Annotated in this window: 18 protein-coding genes; 9 read left to right on the plus strand and 9 right to left on the minus strand. The window is 37.6% G+C overall.

The features are described 5' to 3' along the window. On the minus strand, positions 1-1,608 hold the full coding sequence (locus ACZIX2_RS09170) for a DUF4270 domain-containing protein (protein WP_463339801.1): 1,608 nt from the start codon (positions 1,606-1,608) through the stop codon (positions 1-3). A 19-nt stretch (positions 1,609-1,627) separates the two neighbouring features. Then, entirely contained in the window at positions 1,628-2,434 is an 807-nt protein-coding gene (locus ACZIX2_RS09175; RefSeq protein WP_463339802.1) for a glycogen/starch synthase, read from the minus strand. A gap of 107 nt (positions 2,435-2,541) precedes the next feature. Here ACZIX2_RS09175 and panC point away from each other — a divergent pair, with 107 nt between their 5' ends. The 4 genes from panC (at position 2,542) to radA (ending at position 6,602) form a co-directional block, all read left to right on the plus strand. Then, a complete protein-coding gene (gene panC, locus ACZIX2_RS09180; RefSeq protein ID WP_463339803.1) occupies positions 2,542-3,390 on the plus strand; it encodes a pantoate--beta-alanine ligase in 849 nt (282 codons plus the stop codon). A 12-nt stretch (positions 3,391-3,402) separates the two neighbouring features. After that, positions 3,403-3,753 (plus strand): aspartate 1-decarboxylase, encoded by a 351-nt coding sequence (gene panD, locus ACZIX2_RS09185; protein ID WP_463339804.1) that lies wholly within the window; start codon positions 3,403-3,405, stop codon positions 3,751-3,753. A gap of 289 nt (positions 3,754-4,042) precedes the next feature. Further along, positions 4,043-5,197: an alpha/beta hydrolase gene (locus ACZIX2_RS09190; RefSeq protein WP_463339805.1), complete on the plus strand. Its 1,155-nt coding sequence runs from the start codon at positions 4,043-4,045 to the stop codon at positions 5,195-5,197. Between the two features lie 40 nt (positions 5,198-5,237). Beyond that, positions 5,238-6,602 (plus strand): DNA repair protein RadA, encoded by a 1,365-nt coding sequence (gene radA / locus ACZIX2_RS09195; RefSeq protein ID WP_463339806.1) that lies wholly within the window; start codon positions 5,238-5,240, stop codon positions 6,600-6,602. 109 nt (positions 6,603-6,711) lie between these two features. Here the strand turns inward: radA and ACZIX2_RS09200 are convergent, their stop codons facing one another. Next, on the minus strand, positions 6,712-8,586 hold the full coding sequence (locus ACZIX2_RS09200; protein WP_463339807.1) for a M1 family metallopeptidase: 1,875 nt from the start codon (positions 8,584-8,586) through the stop codon (positions 6,712-6,714). A gap of 44 nt (positions 8,587-8,630) precedes the next feature. Then, entirely contained in the window at positions 8,631-10,229 is a 1,599-nt protein-coding gene (locus ACZIX2_RS09205) for a S8 family peptidase (RefSeq protein WP_463339808.1), read from the minus strand. Positions 10,230-10,493: 264 nt separating this feature from the next. Between ACZIX2_RS09205 and ACZIX2_RS09210 the strand changes: the two genes are divergently transcribed. Beyond that, positions 10,494-11,804 carry an NCS2 family permease gene (locus ACZIX2_RS09210; protein WP_463339809.1) on the plus strand — a complete coding sequence of 437 codons (1,311 nt, stop codon included), beginning with the start codon at positions 10,494-10,496 and terminating at the stop codon, positions 11,802-11,804. 71 nt (positions 11,805-11,875) lie between these two features. Here ACZIX2_RS09210 and ACZIX2_RS09215 read toward each other — a convergent pair whose 3' ends face one another. Both ACZIX2_RS09215 and dprA read right to left on the minus strand, forming a co-directional pair. Continuing rightward, complete coding sequence (locus ACZIX2_RS09215) at positions 11,876-12,733, minus strand: MBL fold metallo-hydrolase (protein ID WP_463339810.1); 858 nt, start codon at positions 12,731-12,733, stop codon at positions 11,876-11,878. Positions 12,734-12,933: 200 nt separating this feature from the next. Then, positions 12,934-14,034, minus strand: coding sequence for a DNA-processing protein DprA (gene dprA, locus ACZIX2_RS09220; RefSeq protein WP_463339811.1), 1,101 nt, complete (start codon positions 14,032-14,034; stop codon positions 12,934-12,936). Between the two features lie 201 nt (positions 14,035-14,235). Between dprA and ACZIX2_RS09225 the strand changes: the two genes are divergently transcribed. From ACZIX2_RS09225 to ACZIX2_RS09235, 3 genes are all read left to right on the plus strand, one after another. Continuing rightward, entirely contained in the window at positions 14,236-15,228 is a 993-nt protein-coding gene (locus tag ACZIX2_RS09225) for an HU domain-containing protein (RefSeq protein WP_463339812.1), read from the plus strand. A 201-nt stretch (positions 15,229-15,429) separates the two neighbouring features. Continuing rightward, entirely contained in the window at positions 15,430-17,544 is a 2,115-nt protein-coding gene (locus tag ACZIX2_RS09230; RefSeq protein ID WP_463339813.1) for an FAD-binding and (Fe-S)-binding domain-containing protein, read from the plus strand. An 8-nt stretch (positions 17,545-17,552) separates the two neighbouring features. Beyond that, positions 17,553-18,260 (plus strand): heterodisulfide reductase-related iron-sulfur binding cluster, encoded by a 708-nt coding sequence (locus ACZIX2_RS09235; RefSeq protein WP_463339814.1) that lies wholly within the window; start codon positions 17,553-17,555, stop codon positions 18,258-18,260. An 11-nt stretch (positions 18,261-18,271) separates the two neighbouring features. Here ACZIX2_RS09235 and ACZIX2_RS09240 read toward each other — a convergent pair whose 3' ends face one another. From ACZIX2_RS09240 to ACZIX2_RS09250, 3 genes are all read right to left on the minus strand, one after another. Next, positions 18,272-19,411: a DUF5929 domain-containing protein gene (locus ACZIX2_RS09240; protein WP_463339815.1), complete on the minus strand. Its 1,140-nt coding sequence runs from the start codon at positions 19,409-19,411 to the stop codon at positions 18,272-18,274. 183 nt (positions 19,412-19,594) lie between these two features. After that, complete coding sequence (locus tag ACZIX2_RS09245) at positions 19,595-20,347, minus strand: SDR family NAD(P)-dependent oxidoreductase (protein WP_463339816.1); 753 nt, start codon at positions 20,345-20,347, stop codon at positions 19,595-19,597. Between the two features lie 30 nt (positions 20,348-20,377). Continuing rightward, positions 20,378-21,250: an aldo/keto reductase gene (locus ACZIX2_RS09250; RefSeq protein WP_463339817.1), complete on the minus strand. Its 873-nt coding sequence runs from the start codon at positions 21,248-21,250 to the stop codon at positions 20,378-20,380. Between the two features lie 209 nt (positions 21,251-21,459). Between ACZIX2_RS09250 and ACZIX2_RS09255 the strand changes: the two genes are divergently transcribed. Then, complete coding sequence (locus tag ACZIX2_RS09255; protein ID WP_463339818.1) at positions 21,460-22,464, plus strand: AAA family ATPase; 1,005 nt, start codon at positions 21,460-21,462, stop codon at positions 22,462-22,464. Positions 22,465-22,489 lie beyond the last annotated feature (25 nt).

The raw sequence follows: 22,489 nt of genomic DNA on the forward strand, positions 1-22,489 counted from the left end.
CTATTTTGGTTTGGTATAAATTATTTCTAAACGCAATCTTTTATCCTCAGGAACTGCAATACTACCTCCATACAAAATGGTCCCTAAGGGATTATAAACCGACGAAGTAGGCAAATAAGAAAAAAATGTATTGGGCGTTCTGAGTTTATAAAATGAAGACACACTAATATCTTCTGTTACTGCAATACCCAATTTCACATTAGTAGAATCAGCATTTTTAATCAAATTCTTCACTTGATTGGTAATTCTAATTTTATAAGACAGCCCTCTTCCTTTATCTACTTCTTCTTTTCGGATCATACCATCAAAAACGAATTTGTTTTTCTTAGGAAGTCGACCTGTAGTATTGTCTGTAAAATAATCAATAACCGCCGTTTTATGCGTCAAGTTATAAGCATAAATTCGGTCGGGTTCAACGGTGTTTTTCATTGCGTCGGCATCAATATGAAACACCAAATTGGCTTCATTGATTAACCAATTGTTTTTTCTAAGAGCTTCTAGTTCATCTGCCACACCATTGTTATCGTTATCGGGCCCGAACAATTCAACAATTGCAATAGATCCATTGCCCCCTTTCACATACAGTTTATCATCTCCTTTACTAGGATTGGCATTTGTCAAACTGTTTAAATAGTTTGTATTTACATTTGAAGTTTCTAAAAAGTTAACTGTATTTCCACTTAACTTAAGATCTAATGTTTTGTTTATTCTTTTTGTCGTAGTAGTACCATCTGTTGTGGTAGATTGATCTTCTTTGTAATACAATCGAATTGATCCTTTAGTAAAATCGATCATGGCCATACTTTCATTGGCCCCGATTTTTTCGGTTTTAAAGTAAAGACCTCTAAAATAATTAGTAAATGCCTCGGTAGTACTTAATTTATCTTTCGATGCTTTTAAAATCTTATTTGTAAAAAATTCGTTATTAAGTTTTAATCGCATAGCCGGAGCAGAGCGCTTAGTGGTAGATTTTTTGGTTTCTTCATCTACCGTTGTTTCGGCTATTTCTCTTGGATTAAAATAGAATTCCGTATTTTCAACGGTTGATGGAGAATCATTGATTGGATTACCAATTTTTAAGGCATCAAAGTCATTTTTTTGATCTGAATAATAGGCTTGTTTTTCGGCAAAACTTGAAGACGGATCTAAGTTTCGCATGTAATACCCTGACTCATAAATACTCAATTTGAATGGTGCTTTGGGCGTACCATAAATCGAATCCAATTCATAGGTTTTAATACCAGTAGTATTGTCTGTACTAACTACGTGACTGTAATAAGGAATAGAAATAACCACACTATCCATTACTGGGTTTTCACCTATAGTAACTCCAGTTTCGGCCAAGGCCAATTGCGTAGCATAACTGGCTGTAGTGGTTGAAAAACCTTCATTTGTATAAACACCTAAAGCATTAATAGGTAAATTATTGGTTTGTATGGCACCGGTTTTCTGATTGTATGCTTTTACGGCGGAATAATACTTACCTAAATCAAAATTGTTATCTCCAATTAAATCGTCACCAACCGCATTAAACTCCTTATCACAAGAAACTAAAGCAAAAAAAACAAAAAGCAACACATACTTTTTAAGGAAAGCCGTTTTACACATAAAATTAAAAAGGGTTAGATTAATCCACCATATTGTTATAGAATTGCGTGTAGACCTCAGCCATACGCTCTTTGGGTGTGAAAGGTAAAAAAGGTTTGTCGGAAGTTTCTATAAATTTTGTTAAACTTGCGGACAAATTATCAGAAGCAATAATCACGGCATCAGAATTTTGAACCGCTGTTTTAAGAATGTTTTCGTAATTGGGAACTTCCAAGTCTGAAATTGCCTCATGAGGAATGGCATCAAACTTAACTTTGTTGATCATTTCTGTGTCTAGTGTTTCGGAAAAAGACTCTGCATAGACCGAAGTTACAATCTTCGTTTCAGAAAAAAGTGCTTCATTTTTATAGAAATGCTTCATGTAAACTGGCAACATCGAAGCCATCCAACCGTGTACGTGAATGATATCGGGTACCCAATTTAATTTTTTCACAGTTTCTACCACACCTTTAGCAAAAAAGATAGCGCGTTCATCGTTATCAGGGTACAACACACCCTCTTCATCCGCAAAAGTTGCTTTGCGTTTGAAATATTCATCGTTATCGATAAAATACACTTGGATACGTTCTTTGGGGATAGAGGCCACTTTAATAATTAAAGGCATATCCAAGTCATTTACTACTAAATTCATCCCTGACAAGCGAATTACTTCATGTAGCTGATGCCTTCTTTCATTGATATTCCCATATCTTGGCATGAATATTCTGATTTGTCCTCCTTGATCGTTAACCATTTTTGGCACTTCATAAGACATTAAAGAAACCTCATTCTCAGCAAGATAAGGAACCACCTCGGATGAAACATATAAAATCCTCTTATCTTTCATAGTAAAAAATACTTTATGTATTGACAATAAAACGGTGCAAAATTACAAAATTTTACGCAGATATTGAGTAAAATATTAATTTTGCACAAATTTTGAACAAAAACACCATGCAAATCTTCAATAAAAACAAAGAATTAATTGCATTTTTGGCACCTCTAAAAAGGCAAGCTTCCTCCATTGGTTTTGTCCCAACTATGGGAGCCTTGCATGAAGGTCACTTGTCTTTGATCCAACAATCATTGCAAGAGAACGATCATACGGTGGTGAGTGTTTTTGTTAATCCAACCCAATTCAACAACCCTGAAGATCTGGCCAAATACCCTAGAACTCTAGAACAAGATGTTGCGAAAATGAAAACGCTGAGTGAAAAGATTATTGTTTTTGCTCCTACCGTTGAAGACATTTACGCAGGAAACACCCAAGCCGCATCTTTCGATTTTGAAGGTTTAGAGCATCAAATGGAAGGGAAATTTCGTCCCGGTCATTTTGATGGAGTAGGCACTATTGTCAAGCGATTGTTTGAGATTGTCACCCCCAATTCAGCCTATTTTGGCGAGAAAGATTTTCAACAATTACAAATTGTAAAAAAATTAGTAGAACGTTATAAAATTCCTGTCACTATAATCGCTTGCCCAATTTATCGAGAAAAAAACGGTTTGGCCATGAGTTCTCGCAATGAGCGCCTCACGGCAACCGAACGTGAAGAAGCTGGATTTATTTTCAAGCTTTTGCAAGAGGCACAACAAAAGTTCGCAACTGGTGCTTTCGAAACGATAACTGATTGGGTACAAAAAGAATGCGCACAACATCCTGCCTTTGAGCTGGAATATTTCGTTATTGCTGAAGAATCTACCTTATTACCCATCAATTTTTACGATAAATCAAAAAAATACCGCGCTTTTATCGCCATTTTTGTTAACAACATTCGTTTAATTGACAACATTACTTTAAATTAATACCTTTGCAGCATGCAAATTCAAGTAGTAAAATCTAAAATTCATCGTGTAAAAGTAACTGGTGCCGATTTAAATTACATTGGCAGTATTACTATTGACGAAGCCTTATTAGATGCCTCAAATATTATCGAAGGCGAAAAAGTTTCTATAGTAAATATCAACAACGGCGAACGTTTTGAAACTTACGCCATTAAAGGAGAAAGAAATTCTGGAACCATTACCCTAAATGGTCCAGCCGCGAGAAAAGTACAAAAGGACGATATCATCATTATCATCTCTTATGCTACCTTGGATTTTGAAGAAGCAAAGACCTTCCAACCTTGGATTGTTTTTCCAAACGAAAACGACAACTCGCTAACATAGTCTTATTTTTTGACATCCCCTTTGAGGCCTTTATCAAAAGTAAAGGCATTATTTTTATGCTGTATAGCTAATAAATAGTATATTGCTCTATTATTTAACCTAAACCCTTAACCCAAACATCGGCAGTTTCATGGGTGGCAGCTTCCTAATTTGACTAAGGCTCTTACGTTTTTGCAATCCGAAAGGATAAAACCAAACACGTCGAGGTTTTGTTCAAATTACAGTGCATAATGTCCAAACTAATGGGAACCAAAATCCAATCGAAACTTCTTAAAAGCACCTTTTTGAAATGAGAATTCTTTTTTTATTGCTCTGTTTTTCTACCACACTATTTGCACAAATCACAACCGAATCCATCGCTTCTGAAAAATTAGGAGAAAAACGTACAATCAGTATTTCTTTGCCTAAAAACTACGAAAAAAACACCACAAAAAAATACCCACTTTTGCTGCTATTGGATGGCGATGTATTAATGGCCCCCTTTCAAGGAGCGTTGAGCTATGGAAGCTATTGGGATGATTTTCCTGAAACCATCATTGTAGGCATTCATCAAAATCAAAACGAAGAACGAATTGATGATTGTCAATTCGATGAATTTCAAGGTCTCCCGTCCGAAAAAGGAGCTGCTTTTTACGAGTTTATTGGACAAGAATTACTAGCACACTTAGAAAAAAAATACCGCATTGCTCCATTCCGAATCATTGCCGGACTGGATAGTACTGCTGGATTTTTGAATTTCTATTTGTACAAAGACCGCCCCCTTTTTAACGCCTATATTTGTTTAAATCCAGAACTGGCTCCCTTTATGGAAAAAAGAATTCCAGAGCGCCTTTTGGCCTTAAACGAACCTGTTTTTTATTATCTCTCAACTAGTGAAGACGAAACATCGTCCTTTGCAGAGCCAATAAAACAACTTCAGACCAAAATACAAAACGATAAAAATCAAAACTTGAATTTTATTTTCGAATCGTTTAAAAATGCAGGACATTATTCGCAAACCCTATTCGCAATTCCCTCGGCCTTGCATCAACTCTTTGAATCGTACAAACCCATCCGATCAGTTGAATTTAACGACAAAATAGCTATTTTACCCTCTGGTTATGTAGACTATCTTGAAAAAAAGTACGCCACGATTGCAGAAAAATTACACCTGGAAATTCCGATAAGAATTCATGACTTTAAAGCAATTGAAGCCGCTATACTAAAAAACAAAGCCTATAACGAATTGGATCAATTGGCTATTTTAGCTAGTAAGTATTATCCCAAATCCATGTTGGCCGATTATGAACTAGGACTAATGTATGAAAAGCTAGAAGATTATAAAAGAGCGATGGAACGCTATCAAATTGCTTCTCAAATGCAAGAAATTGGTGCTTTAACTCAAACCATGATGTTAGAGAAATACGATTTGATGCAAAGCAAATTAGCACCACAAAAAAAATAATTGTATTAAAAAGGGCATCCTTTAACCTAAATACCAAATCATGGCTGTAAAAATAAAAACAACTTTTTTTTGTCAAAATTGTGGTACGCAATATGCCAAATGGCAAGGACAATGTAATGCCTGCAAAGAGTGGAATACCATTGCTGAAGAAATCATACAAAAACAAGAAAAAGTAGCTTGGAAAAGCGACGCTGCACCAGTAAGTAAAGCGCCACGCCCGTTGCGAATAAACGAAATAGATTCGACTGCCGAGATCCGCTTAGATACTACGGACAACGAATTGAATCGCGTTTTAGGGGGCGGTATAGTTCCAGGTTCTTTAATCTTACTCGGGGGCGAACCAGGTATTGGAAAAAGTACCTTACTCTTGCAAATTTCCTTAAAGCTTCCCTTTAAAACCTTGTATGTTTCGGGCGAAGAAAGCCAAAAACAAATCAAAATGCGAGCCGAACGCATAACGCCCAATGGGGACAATTGTTATATTCTTACCGAAACCAAAACCCAAAATATCTTTAAGCAAATCGAGTCCTTGCAACCCGAAATTGTGATCATAGATTCGATTCAAACCTTGCATACCGAAGTTATTGAATCGACTGCCGGAAGTATATCTCAAATTCGAGAAACCACCGCCGAACTAATCAAATTTGCCAAAGAAACCAATGTTCCCGTAATCTTAATTGGACACATTACCAAAGATGGCACTATAGCAGGGCCAAAAATTTTGGAACACATGGTGGATACGGTTTTGCAGTTTGAAGGCGACAGAAATCATGTCTATCGCATTTTGCGTTCGCACAAAAACCGTTTTGGTTCAACTGCTGAGATTGGGATTTATGAAATGCTAGGCAGTGGGCTAAGAGAAGTATCAAACCCTTCCGAAATTTTGATTTCGCATAAAAACGAAGAACTTTCAGGCACCGCAATAGCCACTACACTCGAAGGGATGCGCCCTTTACTCATCGAAATACAAGCCTTAGTAAGTACAGCGGTTTATGGCACACCGCAACGCAGTACCACAGGTTACAATGCCAAACGATTGAACATGATTTTGGCCGTGTTAGAAAAAAGAGCCGGTTTCCGACTAGGAGCCAAAGATGTCTTTTTGAATATAACCGGAGGAATTACTGTTGATGATCCCGCAATTGATTTGGCGGTAGTCGCGGCTATTCTTTCCTCTAACGAAGACATTCCGATTGATAAAGACTTTTGTTTTGCTGGCGAAGTAGGCCTTTCTGGCGAAATACGCCCTGTAAACCGAGTAGACCAACGCATTCAAGAAGCCGAAAAATTAGGATTTTCGACCATATTTGTTTCCAAACACAACAAAATTGCCTTAAAAAACACAGCCATTCGCATTCGTTTAGTTGCCAAAATAGAAGATGTTGCGGCTGAACTTTTTGGTTAATGAACCCTTGGTTTGCAGCAAAAGAAATCTATAAAAAACATATTGTTAAACAATCCAATAAAAACAAAAAAGTCTAGCGATTGCTAGACTTTTTTGTTGGGATCATTTCCTATTTTATTTCCAAAACATTGTTCTCTGGTTTCACATCGGCCATTAAACCACTAGGATCAATAGTAATTTTCTTGATAGCGCTTTTTGGCTTGTTGAGGGTCAACTCATACGTAGGATAGGCCCACGCCCAATCCTTCAACACCGTTCTTTTGATTGCTGGTGTGGGATTGGCTTTTTCAAAACTCATCATGCGCAAAGGAATGTAAAAACTTTCGGTAGTACCATCAGCATATTCTACATACAAATCGATGGGCATCGGCATGCGTCCGATACGCTCCAAGGTCACCACGGTATTTGCAGCCGTTTCTTTGGCCTCTTTGATGCCATAATCAATGGTGTTAATAGTCTGCGTCCAATCGGTCAAATACCAATCCAAATGAGCGCCAGAAACACGTTCTGCGCTTCTTTTTATATCATTAGGAGTTGGATGTTTGAATTTAAAATCTTCAAAATACTTTTTCAAAGTAGCCATTAGCTTGTCCTTTCCAATCAAATAACTCAATTGAGTCAAAAACACTTCCCCTTTGCTATAAGAGGTAACACTATACCAACGATTTTCGTCGAAGCGATCGGCATGAGTGCTTTGTGGTAATTCTCTACCTGAATTGACCATGGCAAAATAGCCTTTGTAAGCATACGTAAAAGGATTTTCAACCGGTTTATCAGAAATAGCATTCAACCCATAATCTTCAAGAAAAGAAGTAAATCCTTCGTCCATCCAACCATGTTTCGATTCGTTAGAGGCTAAAACATGTTGGAACCAAGAGTGTGCCATTTCGTGTGCTGTTACGCCCAATAACCCTTCAAAATCTCCTTCACCAAGAATCAAAGTACACATCGCATATTCCATTCCACCATCTCCCCCTTGAATAACAGAGTATTGCTTATAAGGGTATTGCCCAACAGTTTCATTATAGATTTCCATCAACTTAGCCGTTTTAGGTTGCAAAGCTTTCCAGTTGGCAATAATCTTTGGATTGTTTTTATAAATGAAATGCAAATCAACATTATTAGGCCCTTTCACCACGTCGTGCAAATAATTTTTATCGGCAGCCCAAGTAAAATCATGTACCTGAGGCGCATAAAAATGCCACGTTAGTGTTTTGTCCTTTTTGTGATCAGGTACTTTTACACCGGCATCTTCGTAGCCAAAACCAATTTCATTTTTGTTTTGCAAATACCCAGATCCGCCTAACAGGTAGTTTTTGTCAATAGTTATTTTCACATCAAAATTCCCCCAAACGCCATGGAATTCGCGGGCAATGTAGGGATCGGCATGCCAACCTTCAAAATCAAACTCGGCCATTTTGGGATACCATTGCGCCATGGACAACTCAACCCCTTCTTTGTTGTTACGTCCGGAACGACGAATTTGCACCGGCACTTGCCCTTCAAAGTCCAAAGTTAAAGTGGTTTTTGCTCCTGGTAATAGCGGTTGGGCTAAGGTTACTTCCAAAATTGTCCCCACTTCTTTCACATTTGCCACAACTCCATCTTGTTTGAAATTCGCAACATGCAAGTATCCTATTTCTTTAGGATTCAAATCTTTGATGCGACTTACTTTGGTTTCTACCCCATTTATAGTGGCTTTGTGCACCATACGCCCGTCAGGATCTTTGATACTTTGGATTCTGGCATCCATTTCGCTACCCGGTTGAAACGCGTTGGGATACAAATGATAAAATACACGGGTGAGCGTTTCGGGAGAATTATTGGTATAGACCAATTCTTGTTTCCCTTTATATTGATGAGTTTTAACATCCATTGCTACTTCCATCTTATAGTCAACGTTTTGTTGCCAATACGAAGTATTTTGAGCGGAAACCCATCCAAAAGCAGACCACAATAGGGCTGCTACAATCATTTTCTTCATGCTATTTATTTTCTGTTATATAAAGTGTTCTAATAATGTCTGTTTTACAACTGTAATTTTGCTTTTGGATTTTTACTCAATTGTTCTGCCATTTTAAACGCTTGGTAGGCATTTACCATTTTACCCGATTTGGCAACTTCTGAGGCTTTTTTGGCTTCTTTTTTCTCCCCAACAACTACATTTTCAGGCAAAGGATTACCTGATTTCATCAAAATAAATTTCACTTGTTTAGCTGTCAATTTTGGAAAATAAGAACGAATAACTGCCACTACCCCAGCAACATTTGGCGATGCCATTGACGTTCCTTGAAGATATTTGTACTTCCCGTTAGGTATAGTAGCATAGATCTCTGACCCAGGAGCAAAAACATCGACATTGAAACTACCATAATTGGAAAAATCGGCAATAACTTCTTCGCCATACTTATTTGTTAAAGCACCAACGGTAATAACGTTCGAAGCAAATTCCGTTTGAAAATTATCAGAGTCATTAGGGAAATTGGCATTTTCTGGTAAATCAATATTTAATCCATCATTTCCAGCGGCATGCACAAAAAGTACATCTTTCTTCTCGGCATATTTTATAGCATCATAGACCCATTGTTTTTGAGGTGAAAAGCTTTTCCCAAAACTTCCGTTGATGACTTTGGCGCCATTATCGACAGCATAGCGAATGGCCAAAGCGATATCTTTGTCGTATTCATCGCCATCAGGAACAGCACGAAGGGTCATAATTTCGACATTATTGGCAATGCCATCGCCACCTAAATTATTGTTTCTGGTTTGAGCAATAATACCTGCTACGTGGGTTCCGTGAACGGCTTCTTCTTTTTCTGGACCAAAAACCACAGCATTTCCGTATTTGGTATTCTTAAGATCATTTACATTATCGCCTACTAGTTTTCTTCCGTCCAATTCAAGATTCAAATTGTAATTCAGTTGATCGTATACATACTTGCGATATTCTTCAATTTGCTCGTGATAATCACTGCCTGCATTGGTTAAAATTTGAGACATAACAGCCTTAGCGTTAACCAAATCTGGAGCAATTGCGGAAATAGCCTTTACTTCTTCAACTGTATAGATTTTTTTGTTCAGATGATTTTGAATTACTTTATCGTTTTGTAAAATAAAATCTACCTGTTGCTTGCCTTGCATGGCTTCGGCATATTTTTTATCGTAAGCAGTTTTGGCCTTTTTGTATTCCAAAGAGCCATCATCACCTTTTTTGACAATTCGGGTCATTTCGAGGGTTTCATGCAAATCATCACCAAGGAAATTCCAACCGTGCACGTCATCGATGTAACCATTTTTATCATCATCTTTTCCATTGCCGGCTATTTCTTTTTTATTGGTCCAAATTACCCCTTTTAAATCTTCATGATCAATATCTACTCCGGAATCAATTACTCCCACAATTACTTTTTTGCCTTTTTTATCTTTAACTAATTCGGCATACATTTTATCCACACTCATTCCAGGAATACTGTCTGTAGCCAAATCCAAATGCGACCACCGTTGCAATTGTTTTTCGGTAAGTGCTGCTTTTTTTCCAACAAAAGGAGTACCAGTTTGAGCCTGAGCCGATAGACAAAAAGCCAAAGCAAGGGCTAAAGTCCAGTGCGAATAAATGATTTTTTTCATTGATAAAGAATTTGTTTTTGATTTTCTTTCCAAAAATAAGAGAAGAATAGGAAATATGGTTTTTTTTTTAACGCTAATTTGTGATGCTGTTAAAAACAGTTGTAACCTATTGATTTTACTTGTTTTCGAAAATACTTTGGTACATTTTCGTTTACAAAGGGTTGTTTTTTAATAATTTATGTTTTAGGTCTATCAAGACAAACGTTTTAAAAATAGTATTTTTGTGATAATTTAAGAATCTCCTCCTAATTAATTATATCAAAGATGAAAAAAATAGATGCTTTTTTCAAATTGCAAGAACGCCATACTTCCATCAAACAAGAGTTTATGGGAGGAGCTGTTACCTTCTTGGCTATGGCTTATATTTTGTTTGTAAATCCTAATGTTTTATCCTTAACCGGTATGCCCAAAGAGGCGCTAATATCGGTTACCTGTATTGCGGCCATTTTTGGAACTTTACTTGTTGGGCTTTGGGCAAATGTTCCCTTTGCCATGGCACCTGGTATGGGACTCAACGCCATGTTTACTTTTACTTTGGTTTTAGGACAAGGCGTAAAATGGGAAGATGCTTTGGGGGTTGTTTTCCTGTCAGGAGTATTTTTCACTATCATTTCCCTATTTGGCATTCGGCACAAAATTGTGGATGCTATACCTTCGTCGCTTCAAATTGCTATAGGTTGTGGTGTGGGACTTTTTATAGCCTTTATTGGTCTGAAACAAATAGGCTTGGTGGTAGCACATCCGGCAACTTTGGTGACTTTGGGCAAATTCACGCCAGCATTAATTATCGGATTAGTAACCTTATTAGTGACAGTTGTACTTGAAATTTACAGTGTTAAAGGTTCGATATTAATTGGTATTATTTTGGGTTCCATTTTAGGATTTGTTTTTGATCCAAGTATTGGACAATTGCCTAGTTCCTTTATTTCATTGCCCCCTTCTATTGAACCTATTTTTTTCAAATTGAATGTATTGAGTATATTAAAACTCAGTTTTGCGTCGGCTGTTTTATCCTTTTTGTTTGTGAGTTTGTTTGATTCTATTGGAACAGCTATTGCTTGCTCCTACGAAGCCAACTTAGTGGACAAAGAGGGCAAGATGCCACATATCAAAAAAGTGTTAGAAGCGGATGGTATTGCGGCAATGGCAAGTGGCCTTTTGGGTACTAGCAACACGGTGACTTATATTGAATCGGCTACTGGAATTGCCAACGGTGCCAAAACCGGATTAAGTTCTGTATTTGTGGCCTTACTTTTTGTGCTAGCTTTGTTTTTCTCCCCTATTATTGGTTTGGTGCCAGCTTATGCCACAGCGCCAGCTTTAATTTTAGTGGGTATTTTTATGTCGAAACATCTATCCAAAATTAATTTTACCGACTTACACATCGCGGTTCCGGCGTTTTTAACCATTATTTTAATGCCTTTAACGTACAGTATCAGTAACGGAATTGCGTATGGATTTTCGAGTTACATTATCTTGGCTATTTTGACTCAAAAAACCAAAGAGGTTTCGCCATTGATGTGGGGAGTAGGCGTGTTTTCTATAGTTAGTTTGCTATTAGAGCAATGGTCTTAGCTTATGATTTATTTTTCATAAAAAAGGCTATTTCAATTATGAAATAGCCTTTTTTGCATCCAAATAATCTTTTATAATACTTCTTCACATGTAAAAACCTCTTGTAAACGAACGCCTTTTTCGGTGTGTTGTACCGTAATGATTTCGTTGTGGGCATCGTGTTCCAGGAACAAAAAGTGGTTATGATCGGCTGCTGCGGTGAGTACTTTGTTTTTTTCGGGCATAGTCAGCAACGGACGGGTGTCGTAACCCATCACATAGGGCAATGGGATGTGACCAGCTGTTGCTAATAAATCGGCACAAAAAACGATGGTCTTTCCGTTGTATGAAATATGCGGAAGCATTTGTTTTTCGGTGTGGCCGTCGGCGTAGAAAATGTCAAAACCCATTTCGGTTGATGCACCAAAATCGCCTTCGGGACGCTGGATAAAATTCAATTGCCCGCTTTCTTGCATGGGCAAAATATTTTCGGACAGAAAAGACGCTTTTTCGCGCGCATTGGGTTGTGTAGCCCATTGCCAGTGGTTTTCGTTGGTCCAAAATTTGGCATTTTTAAAGGCGGGTTCATAGCCTGTTTTGTCTTTATTCCACTGAATGCTTCCGCCGCAATGGTCAAAATGCAAATGGGTCATAAACACATCGGTAATATCATCCCGATGAAAACCGTGTTTAGCCAAGGACGCCTCCATAGAATGATTGCCCCAAAGCGAATAGTATCCAAAAAACTTCTCGGATTGTTTGTTCCCCATTCCGGTGTCGATCAAAATCAAGCGATTGCTGTCTTCGATTAACAAACAACGTGCGGCAATGTCTATCAAATTATTGGCGTCGGCGGGGTTGGTTTTGTTCCAAATGGTTTTGGGCACCACGCCAAACATGGCACCTCCGTCGAGCTTAAAATTTCCGGTTTCTATAGCGTATAACTTCATTTTTGATTTTTATTTCAAAAGTATGATTTATTGTGAAGAAATTTGAAAATTATACGTTAAGATCGGGATTCGCGTGAGTGATAGAAGTGGAGCTCTTTTTAGTAAAGGCCTTTTTTGCCTTTACTAAAAAAGCGGGAACGGATAGCACGACCCGAAGTTTTTACGTAGGGGCACGCCCATATAAAAAAGAAACTCTTTAACTAAATGGCTTCATACATTTTGCCAGGCAAAGGGCGAATAACACCTTTAAGTTCCATATTGAGCAATACACTTGATAGTTTAAACACAGGCAATTCGCAGGCAATTGCAATACTGTCTTGCATTTCTTTGCCAGATTGTAACAAATAATCATAAATTTTTTGCTCATCGGCACTTAAAGTTACGAACAATTGCTTTTGTATGGGTTTTGATTCGGTCTTTAAATCCCAATTGAGATGATAGACCAAATCTGCCGCAGAGGTAATCATTTGTGCTTTTTGGGTTTTAATCAACAAATTGCAACCTTGACTGTATTTGTCAGTAGCACGACCTGGCACGGCAAACACCTCTCGATTGTAATCATTGGCCATATTGGCGGTGATCAACGAACCTCCTTTTTCGGCCGATTCGATAACAATGGTGGCTTCGCTCATACCGGCTACAATTCGATTACGACGCACAAAATTTTCTTTATCGGGATTGATATCGCTCCAAAACTCGGTCAAGAATCCTCCATTTTGTTCCATTTTGGCCATGTATTTCTTATGAACTTTGGGGTAAATTTGATTCATCCCATGAGCCAATACTCCGATGGTTTGTAGCTGATACTCCATAGCCAACTGATGGGCTACAATATCCACACCATAGGCAAATCCACTCACAATGATTGGATTGAGCGGAGCAATTTCTTCCATGAACTTCCGACAAAACTCGGCACCATAGGACGTAATTTGACGCGTTCCTACAATACTAATAATTCTTCTATTGCTAAAATCGATTCTACCTGCTCCAAATAACAACAAGGGACCATCATAACAATGCTTTAATCGTTCAGGATAAGCATCGTCTTGATAACAGGTCACCGTTAACTTTTGTTGTTGTATATAAGCCAGTTCATTTTCGGCTTTTTGAAAGATATCAGGCGATTTTAAATTCTTGAGTAAAGCAACGCCTATGCCATCTACGCTAGCCAATTGATGCGATTTGGCTTGGAAAACCGAGGAAGCATCGCCAAAATGAGTGATTAACTTTTTGGCTACTACATCGCCTACACCTTCTACACTTTGAAGGGCTAAAAGTGAAAACAATTCTTGTTCGGTCATGCGGATACAATTAAATTTTGGCGTATATAAAATAAGAAAACAATCCTTTAGGTAAGATTTTTTGTAAGGTTACTATTCTAGAATCCAAAAAAGCATCTTTCCTAAACTATTGAAAGTGAAAAGTATAAAAAAATTTGTATTTGTTAATAAAAATTGTGAATAAAATTTTGATAACTATTTTGGATGGCTAACTTTGTTAATATGAAAATAGAACATTACATTGCTCAGCTATTGTATCGTTACCAGTGTGTTACGGTACCTGGATTTGGTGCTTTTTTAACCGAAACGCTACCGGCGCAGTTGCAGGAAAGCACACATTCTTTTTTTCCACCTAAGAAAATGATTTCTTTTAATGTGAACTTGAAAAATAATGATGGCTTATTGGCCAATCATATTGCTCAAGCCGAAAAAACTTCGTACGACTATGCCGTAAGTGCCATTCAGTTTGAAGTTTTTACTTGGAAAAAAAGTTTAGAAACAACAGGAATCCTTTCGTTCAAAAGTATTGGTACTTTTCGATTAAACTCGGACCATAATTTAGTGTTTACTCCTGAGGAAAACAATACTTTCCTTCCGACTTCATTTGGTTTGAGCTCTTTTACTTCTCCAGTAATCAAACGAGCGGTTTTAGAAAAAGTACTTGCAGATACTACTGAAATAGAAGATGTAGAAACAACCTCAACAATTACTTTACAACAAGAGGAGGAAGAAGAAGTTACAACTTCAACACACCGTTATCCTTTATTACGCTATGCTGCTATTTTTGTATTAGGACTAGGGATAACCTCTAGTGTTGGATACAGCATCTATCAGAGACAAATTGAAACGCAAACCTTATTGGTAGAAACTTCTGTTCAAAAAAAGGTGCAAAACAAAATTCAAGAAGCTACTTTTTTTATAGAAAGTCCTATACCCTCTGTAACTCTTGCGGTAGAAACGAAAACCAAAAAAGAGACTGCTCCATTACGTTATCATATCATGGCTGGAGCCTATAGAAGCGAAGCTAATGCTAATATCGAACTAAAGTCTCTTCGCAAATTGGGGTACCAAGCCAGAAGATTACCTATCAATAAAAATGGGCTTTACCCAGTTGTATATGGTAGTTATGCCACTTTTGCTGAAGCACAAAAAGAGCAAAAAGACATCGTCGAATTTGAAAATCCAGATGCTTGGATTATAATTCAAACCCTATAAAATCAAAAAAACCTATTCCCAAAACGAATAGGTTTTTTTGATTTATTTTGAATTGAATGGTTTTGGTATTCCAAAATTCGTAACGCTAATTAACCCATTTGTTTTTAAAATATTTACCTATTTATTTGTTACATAAACAACATTTTACACTATAAATAAATATATTTGTAACAATTTTAGAAAATCAATAGCTACTTCATAATGCAACTTCCACCTACTATAGCAGAGTTAAAAGATCGGCTTTCATCCATTATCGACACTAAACGAATTATCACCAATCCATTGCAAACCTTAGCCTACGGAACGGATGCAAGTTTTTATAGATTGGTTCCAAAAATGGTCGTATTAGTGCATTCAGAAGAAGAAGTAATTGCCGTTATCAAACATGCCCATGATTTAAAAATTGCCTTAACGTTTAGAGCCGCTGGCACGAGTTTGTCCGGTCAAGCTATAACCGATTCTGTTTTGGTGGTGGCTACCCATGGATGGAAAAACTATCAACTTTTAGAAAACAACCAAAAAATTAAGTTAGAACCCGGAATTGTAGGTGCCAAAGCCAATCAGTACCTTGCACCACATGGTCTAAAAATAGGCCCTGACCCTGCCTCTATTGGTGCTGCTATGATTGGAGGTATTGTAGCTAACAACGCCAGTGGGATGTGTTGTGGTACGGCTCAAAATTCTTACCAAACATTAGAAGACATTCGAATTGTTTTGTATGATGGCACCGTGCTTGATACCTCAGATGCATTAAGCGTAGCTGCTTTTAAACAGTCTCACTCGGTTGTGTTACAAGAAATAATGCAACTTAGAAAAGAGATACTTGCTGACGAAGCGTTGCATCAACGCATTCATGAAAAATTTAAAATAAAAAACACCACAGGTTACAGTATCAACGCGTTAGTTGATTATGAAGACCCTATTGACATCATTAAACATTTAATGGTAGGCTCTGAAGGTACCCTTGGATTCATCTCAAATGTAACATTCAAAACCGTTGTGGATGAAAAACACAAATCCTGTGCGCTTATATTATTCCACTCTATTGAAGAAGCTTGTAATGCTACTATTTTACTCAAATCTAGCCCAGTAGCTGCGGTAGAATTATTGGATCGCGATTCTATCCGATCAGTAGAAAACGATCCGATGGCTCCAGCATACTTTAAAACATTAGCCGAACCCGTTTGTGCCCTACTTGTTGAGTGTAGAGATAATGATGTTTCCGAAATGGTGCACAAACAAGAACAAATTCGTCACCAAATTCAAAACATAGCAACCGTAACCGATTTCGAATTTACTTCAGATCCGAAACAATATTATTTCAATTGGAAAGCCCGAAAAGGTTTATTGCCTACCGTTGGTGGGTTGCGAAAAACAGGAACTACCGTTATTATTGAGGATGTTGCCTTCCCATTACCGCGATTAGCACAAGCCTGTGTGGCTTTGAAAGAAGTTTTCAAAAAATACCAATATCACGACGCGGTGCTTTTTGGTCACGCTCTTGAAGGAAATTTACACTTTGTTTTTTCTCAAGACTTTTCCAATCCAAAAGAAGTAGAACGCTACGAACAATTGATGGACGAGATAGCTGTATTGGTAGTCGATCAATTTGGCGGCTCTTTAAAAGCAGAACATGGTACCGGGCGCAATATGGCCCCTTTTGTTGAAAAAGAATGGGGTGCTACTGCCTATACCATCATGAAACGTATTAAAACGATCTTTGACCCGAACAACACCATTAATCCGGATGTTTTGATCAATCCCGATCCAAAGGCACACCTCAAAAACTTAAAACCATTACCACAATCGCACGAAATTGTAGATAAATGCATGGAGTGTGGGTTTTGTGAGCCGCATTGCGTATCCGAAGGACTCACCCTTTCGCCACGTCAACGTATTGTAATTGCTCGAGAAATTAGCAGATTACAAGCTACTCAGGAAGATCCAGAGCGATTAAAGGCTATTCAAGAAAATGTCTCCTATCAACTAGACGAAACTTGTGCTACTGATGGACTTTGCGCTTTAGCTTGTCCGGTACATATTGACACGGGTAAGTTTGTCAAAAAATGGCGGGCGAACGAACTTAGTCCGAACCAGAAAAAAGCAGCGGAGTATATTGCAACTCACATGAGTCAAACCACCGCAATCATGCGATGGGGACTCAAAGCGGTTTCTTTAACCCATAAAATTATTGGCACCAGAGCGCTTTCAGGTATCTCCAATGGTCTGCATACCATCACCAGAGGAGCACTTCCAAAATGGATAGCTCAAATTCCAAAAGGAGCTCAAAAAATCAATTCCAATCCAAAGAAATAAAAAACATCATGACGGATTTAAAAGTAGTCTATTTCCCTTCATGCATCAATAGAGCTATGGGGAAAAATGAATTTCAAACAGCAGAAGATTTACAACTTACTGCCCTCACCCATGAGTTATTGACTAGAGCGGGTTATAGCGTTCTGTACCCTGCCAACCTAGATAGCCATTGTTGTGGCATGCCCTTTTCTAGTAAAGGGTACGCCGAGGCCAACCTACTACAATCCAAACAACTTGAAGACGAGCTGATGACTATTTCGGAAAACGGAAAATACCCCATTTTGTACGATATGAGTCCTTGCTTTTATCATTCGAAAGAAGAGTTTAATGCTGCTCTACAATTGGTGGATCCTATCGAATTTATGTTGGATTATGTCTTACCAAAATTAACCATCAAGAATAAAAAAGACAGCGTGGTAGTCTTTCCGGTGTGTTCCGTGAAGAAAATTGGCAAAATGGAACAGTTGACTGCCATAGCGCAAAATTGCGCACACCATGTAACCCTAATTGATAGCAATTGTTGTGGTTTTGCAGGTGATCGAGGTTTTTTAGTTCCTGAATTGAATGAACATGGACTTCGAGAGTTAAAACAACAAATTCCGGCCTCATGTAAAGACGGTTATTCCACTAGTAGAACTTGCGAAATTGGTTTGGAAAAAATGAGCGGTATCTCATTTAGCTCGATTTTTTATTTGGTAGATGAAGTAACGAGATAATTAGTTCATTTTCATGCTTTATCATACTTCATTTTTCGTAAAATGCGAAGGGCTTCTTTAAAATAGAGATAGACTTGTGGGTAAGGTTTTAGCAACAGTTTAGCGTCTATAAGGCGTTGTTTTGCCTCTTCAAAGCCGTTGAGATAGCATATCATAAACGTAGAAGGAATATTCTCTAAATCTTTCATTTCGCGCTCGTTCAAGGTTTGCCCTTTTTGAAGTTTTTGTAACAATGCTTTATTTGAATTGTATATGTGATACAGCATTTTGGTATTGAAAGCCGGTGGTTCAAACAAAAACAGACGTTCGATGTTGTAATATCCGTTTTCTTGAAAATAGATGGTTTGTTGTTCTAAGGGATAAAAACTAGTCTTGTCATTGAGTCCTAAGGGCACATATTCGATAATGGTAAACGAATCTTCATTGTAGGTAATTTCAACCACATCTTGAGCAGAATAAAACAACTTGATTTGTTCGTTTATGAGTTCTATATCTACACGAGACAAATACGTTTTGCCTTTATAATGTTTGGCAATTCCAGCCCAACAAATCACAAAAAGTTCTTTAAAAACACGGTATTTGGGTGTCATGTTTTTATGCCGATTATTCATAAAATCCATAACGCCATCTAGCGTGTAGGCAATGCTATTTCGAGAATTGTTTTCGATACCAATTACTGTAGATGTGTTGATAACCGAGCGCTCTATAGGTCCATCAACCGGAAGCGTGTTACTTCCTCTACGCACAAAAATGGTGTTGGGTAATATGGTATGAATTCCCTTTTTAAAAAAAGAGGTATGAGGATTGGGTTTAATTGTGACTAATCCAACGACTTTGTCTTTGGGTAAATTAGGAAAAGGAATATTTTCGTATTGAATTTGCGGAGGATTTTCTAAAAAAGCGTTGACTAAGTTTTGAATCCTACTGTCGTCAAAAAAATCATCGCCCACGATGGTGTTGTCTTGATCCTCCACACCCACCACGATATAGGAATTGTTGGTAGGATTAGAATTGGATAAAGCACATATATGTTTAAGAAACTTGGCTTTTCCTTCACGAGAGTGTAAATTCAGTTGACGTTTTTTATCATAAAAACTGCTCTCATCATTATGAGCCAATAAGTTTTTGATAAGCAAACGTTTGTTAATCATAATTCAAAACTAAAAATGAGGGTTGCATCCCTAAAAGTACTCATTTTTAATTACATAAGAAAAGGATCCAATTTGTAAAAATGAAATTACTTTTGAATATCTTTTCTAAAAATAAAAATCCTTTCCAAATCGATTTTTGATATTTGGAAAGGATTCTTAACTGCAATATATTTTAAAAACCTGCTACTTGCGTGTCACCACGGTTGCAGAGGCTTGAGCCGTGGGATAGACAATAAGATCTGCAATATTCACATGATAAGGTCTAGTGACAACAAAATGAATGATATCAGCAATATCTTCTGCTTGTAAAGGAGTCAAACCTTTGTAAACAGTTGCAGCTCGTTCGGTATCTCCTTTGAAACGTACCTCACTAAATTCGGTTTGGACCATCCCAGGATGGATTCCGCCAACTCGAATATTGTAGGGGTTCAAATCGATTCTCATACTTTGATTCAAGGCATCTACGGCATATTTGGAAGCACAATATACATTCCCATTGGGATATACTTCTTTGCCAGCAATAGAACCAATGTTAATGATGTGTCCTGAGGCTTTAGCAATCATTTGAGGAATAATAGCTTTTGAAACGTAAAGCAATCCTTTGACATTACTATCAATCATGGCGTCCCAATCGTCTATACTCCCATTTTGAATACTATCCAGACCGTGGGCATTACCGGCATTATTAATCAAAATATCAATATCCGAAAAAGCCTCGGGCAAGGAGGCTATGCTACTTACTACCGCCGCGTTGTCTCGCACATCAAAGCACAAAGTATGCACTTGGGTGAACGGTTCTAATTCGGTTTTTAAGGCTTCTAAGCGATCGTTTCTACGACCACAAATGACGATTTTAAAATGATCTTGAGCTAAGCGCTTTGCCGTAGCTCTACCAATGCCACTTGTAGCACCGGTAATAAGGGCGGTTTTTATCATAATGTAAAAAGTGAAAAATCGTTCAAAAGATTATGGTACTTCATGTCCCATGCTTTCGGTCCAAATGGAAAACCAATCTTCTGGCGATAAATTTAGAGCAATAGCTTTGGGTAACGATTGAATTCGCGCTACATTCACCGTACCTGCTATCGGTATAGGATTGGCCGGATGCTTTAAAATCCACGCTAGCAAAATGGTGTCGGCACCTACCTCATATTTGGCAACCAATGCCGCCAATAATTTTCTCAAACGATAGGTCGGCATATTTTCTTGGCGGAATACACTTCCTAGAGGATTCCAACACATTGGGCGTATGTGATGCAACTGCATATAATCAAAACTACCATCTAGCATGGGTTGAAAATCAGTTGCAGAAAACTGTACTTGATTGTAGGATATTGGAGTCCTTTGGCGAATCAATTCGGTTTGTGAAGTCGTAAAATTAGACACCCCAAAATCTAATATTTTCCCTTCGGTTTTTAATTTTTCTACGGCTTCGGCAATTTCGTCGGCTTGCATTAAAGGGCTAGGACGATGTAATAATAACACATCTAAGTAGTCTGTCTTTAAATTTTTTAATGAATTCTCTACCGACCAAAGGATGTACTCTTTGGAATAATCGTAATGTTTAACCGAAGTTTTCCTTTTTTCATTAATTAATTGAATCCCACACTTAGAAATCAATTGTATTTGCTCGCGATTGATTTTAGAATTAAAAAGCGCTTTACCAAATTGAGCTTCAGTAGTATAGCCTCCGTAAATGTCTGCGTGGTCAAAAGTGGTTATTGAATTTTCAAAACAAATATTAATGATATTTTCCATTTCTTTTGTTTTGAGATTTTTATCCCAAACACCCCAGTTCATAACACCAGCAATGATGGGAGATAAAGATGATTTTGTCATAGTCTTAAATATTTTATGGAATACCTAATAGCGGTTTCCTTACGTTGTGAACAAAGTTCTTAAATTTTGAAATAAAGTATCCTAAATCTTACTTAAAACTAAGAATTGTTTGTAATTTTTAACCATTTTTTAACATCATACCTGCTAAAAAAGATTGAATTTGCACCATCAAATTAACTACCCATATCAAAGTGAATAAAAACGAAACAATGGAAGAAAACGCAACAACTTTAGACATTAGAGCCATCAACGAAAAGATAGAACGCGAAAGTGCTTTTATAGATTTGCTTTCTATGGAAATGAACAAAGTTATTGTGGGGCAAAAACACATGATCGAACGATTACTCATCGGTCTTTTAGGACAAGGTCATATTCTGTTGGAAGGGGTGCCAGGACTAGCCAAAACCCTTGCCATCAATACGCTTTCACAAGCTGTTCATGGTACGTTTAGTAGAATCCAATTTACTCCAGATTTACTACCCGCAGATGTTATCGGAACGATGATTTATAACATCAAACAAAACGAATTTTCAATCAAGAAAGGTCCAATTTTTGCCAACTTTGTTTTGGCAGATGAGATCAATCGTGCCCCTGCCAAAGTGCAATCGGCATTGTTAGAAGCGATGCAAGAGAAGCAAGTAACTATTGGCGATACTACCTTCAAACTAGACAAACCCTTTTTGGTTTTAGCCACACAAAATCCAATTGAACAAGAAGGTACCTATCAATTACCCGAAGCTCAAGTGGATCGTTTCATGCTTAAAACCGTAATAGATTATCCAAAAATGGAAGACGAACGCTATGTGATTCGTCAAAATTTAAAAGGAAGTTACGAAAAAGTAAATCCAGTAGTTTCGGTAGAACAAATTTTACGTGCACAAGAAGCCGTTCGCGAAGTGTATATGGATGAAAAAATTGAAAAATACATCTTAGATATCATTTTCGCCACGCGTTATCCTGAGAAATATAAACTAGCCGATTTGAAACCATTGATTGGTTTTGGAGCTTCGCCTCGTGGAAGTATCAATTTGGCCAATGCTGCTAAATGTTATGCGTTTATCAAACGTAGAGGTTATGTAATTCCAGAAGATGTGCGTGCTGTGGTTCACGATGTATTGCGTCACCGTATTGGTGTAACTTACGAAGCCGAAGCCGAAAATGTTACCTCTGTAGATATTATCAACAAAATCGTAAACGAAATCGAAGTACCCTAAAAAGTGACTAGTAACTGGTGATTAG

This window comes from Flavobacterium riviphilum (assembly GCF_055231795.1).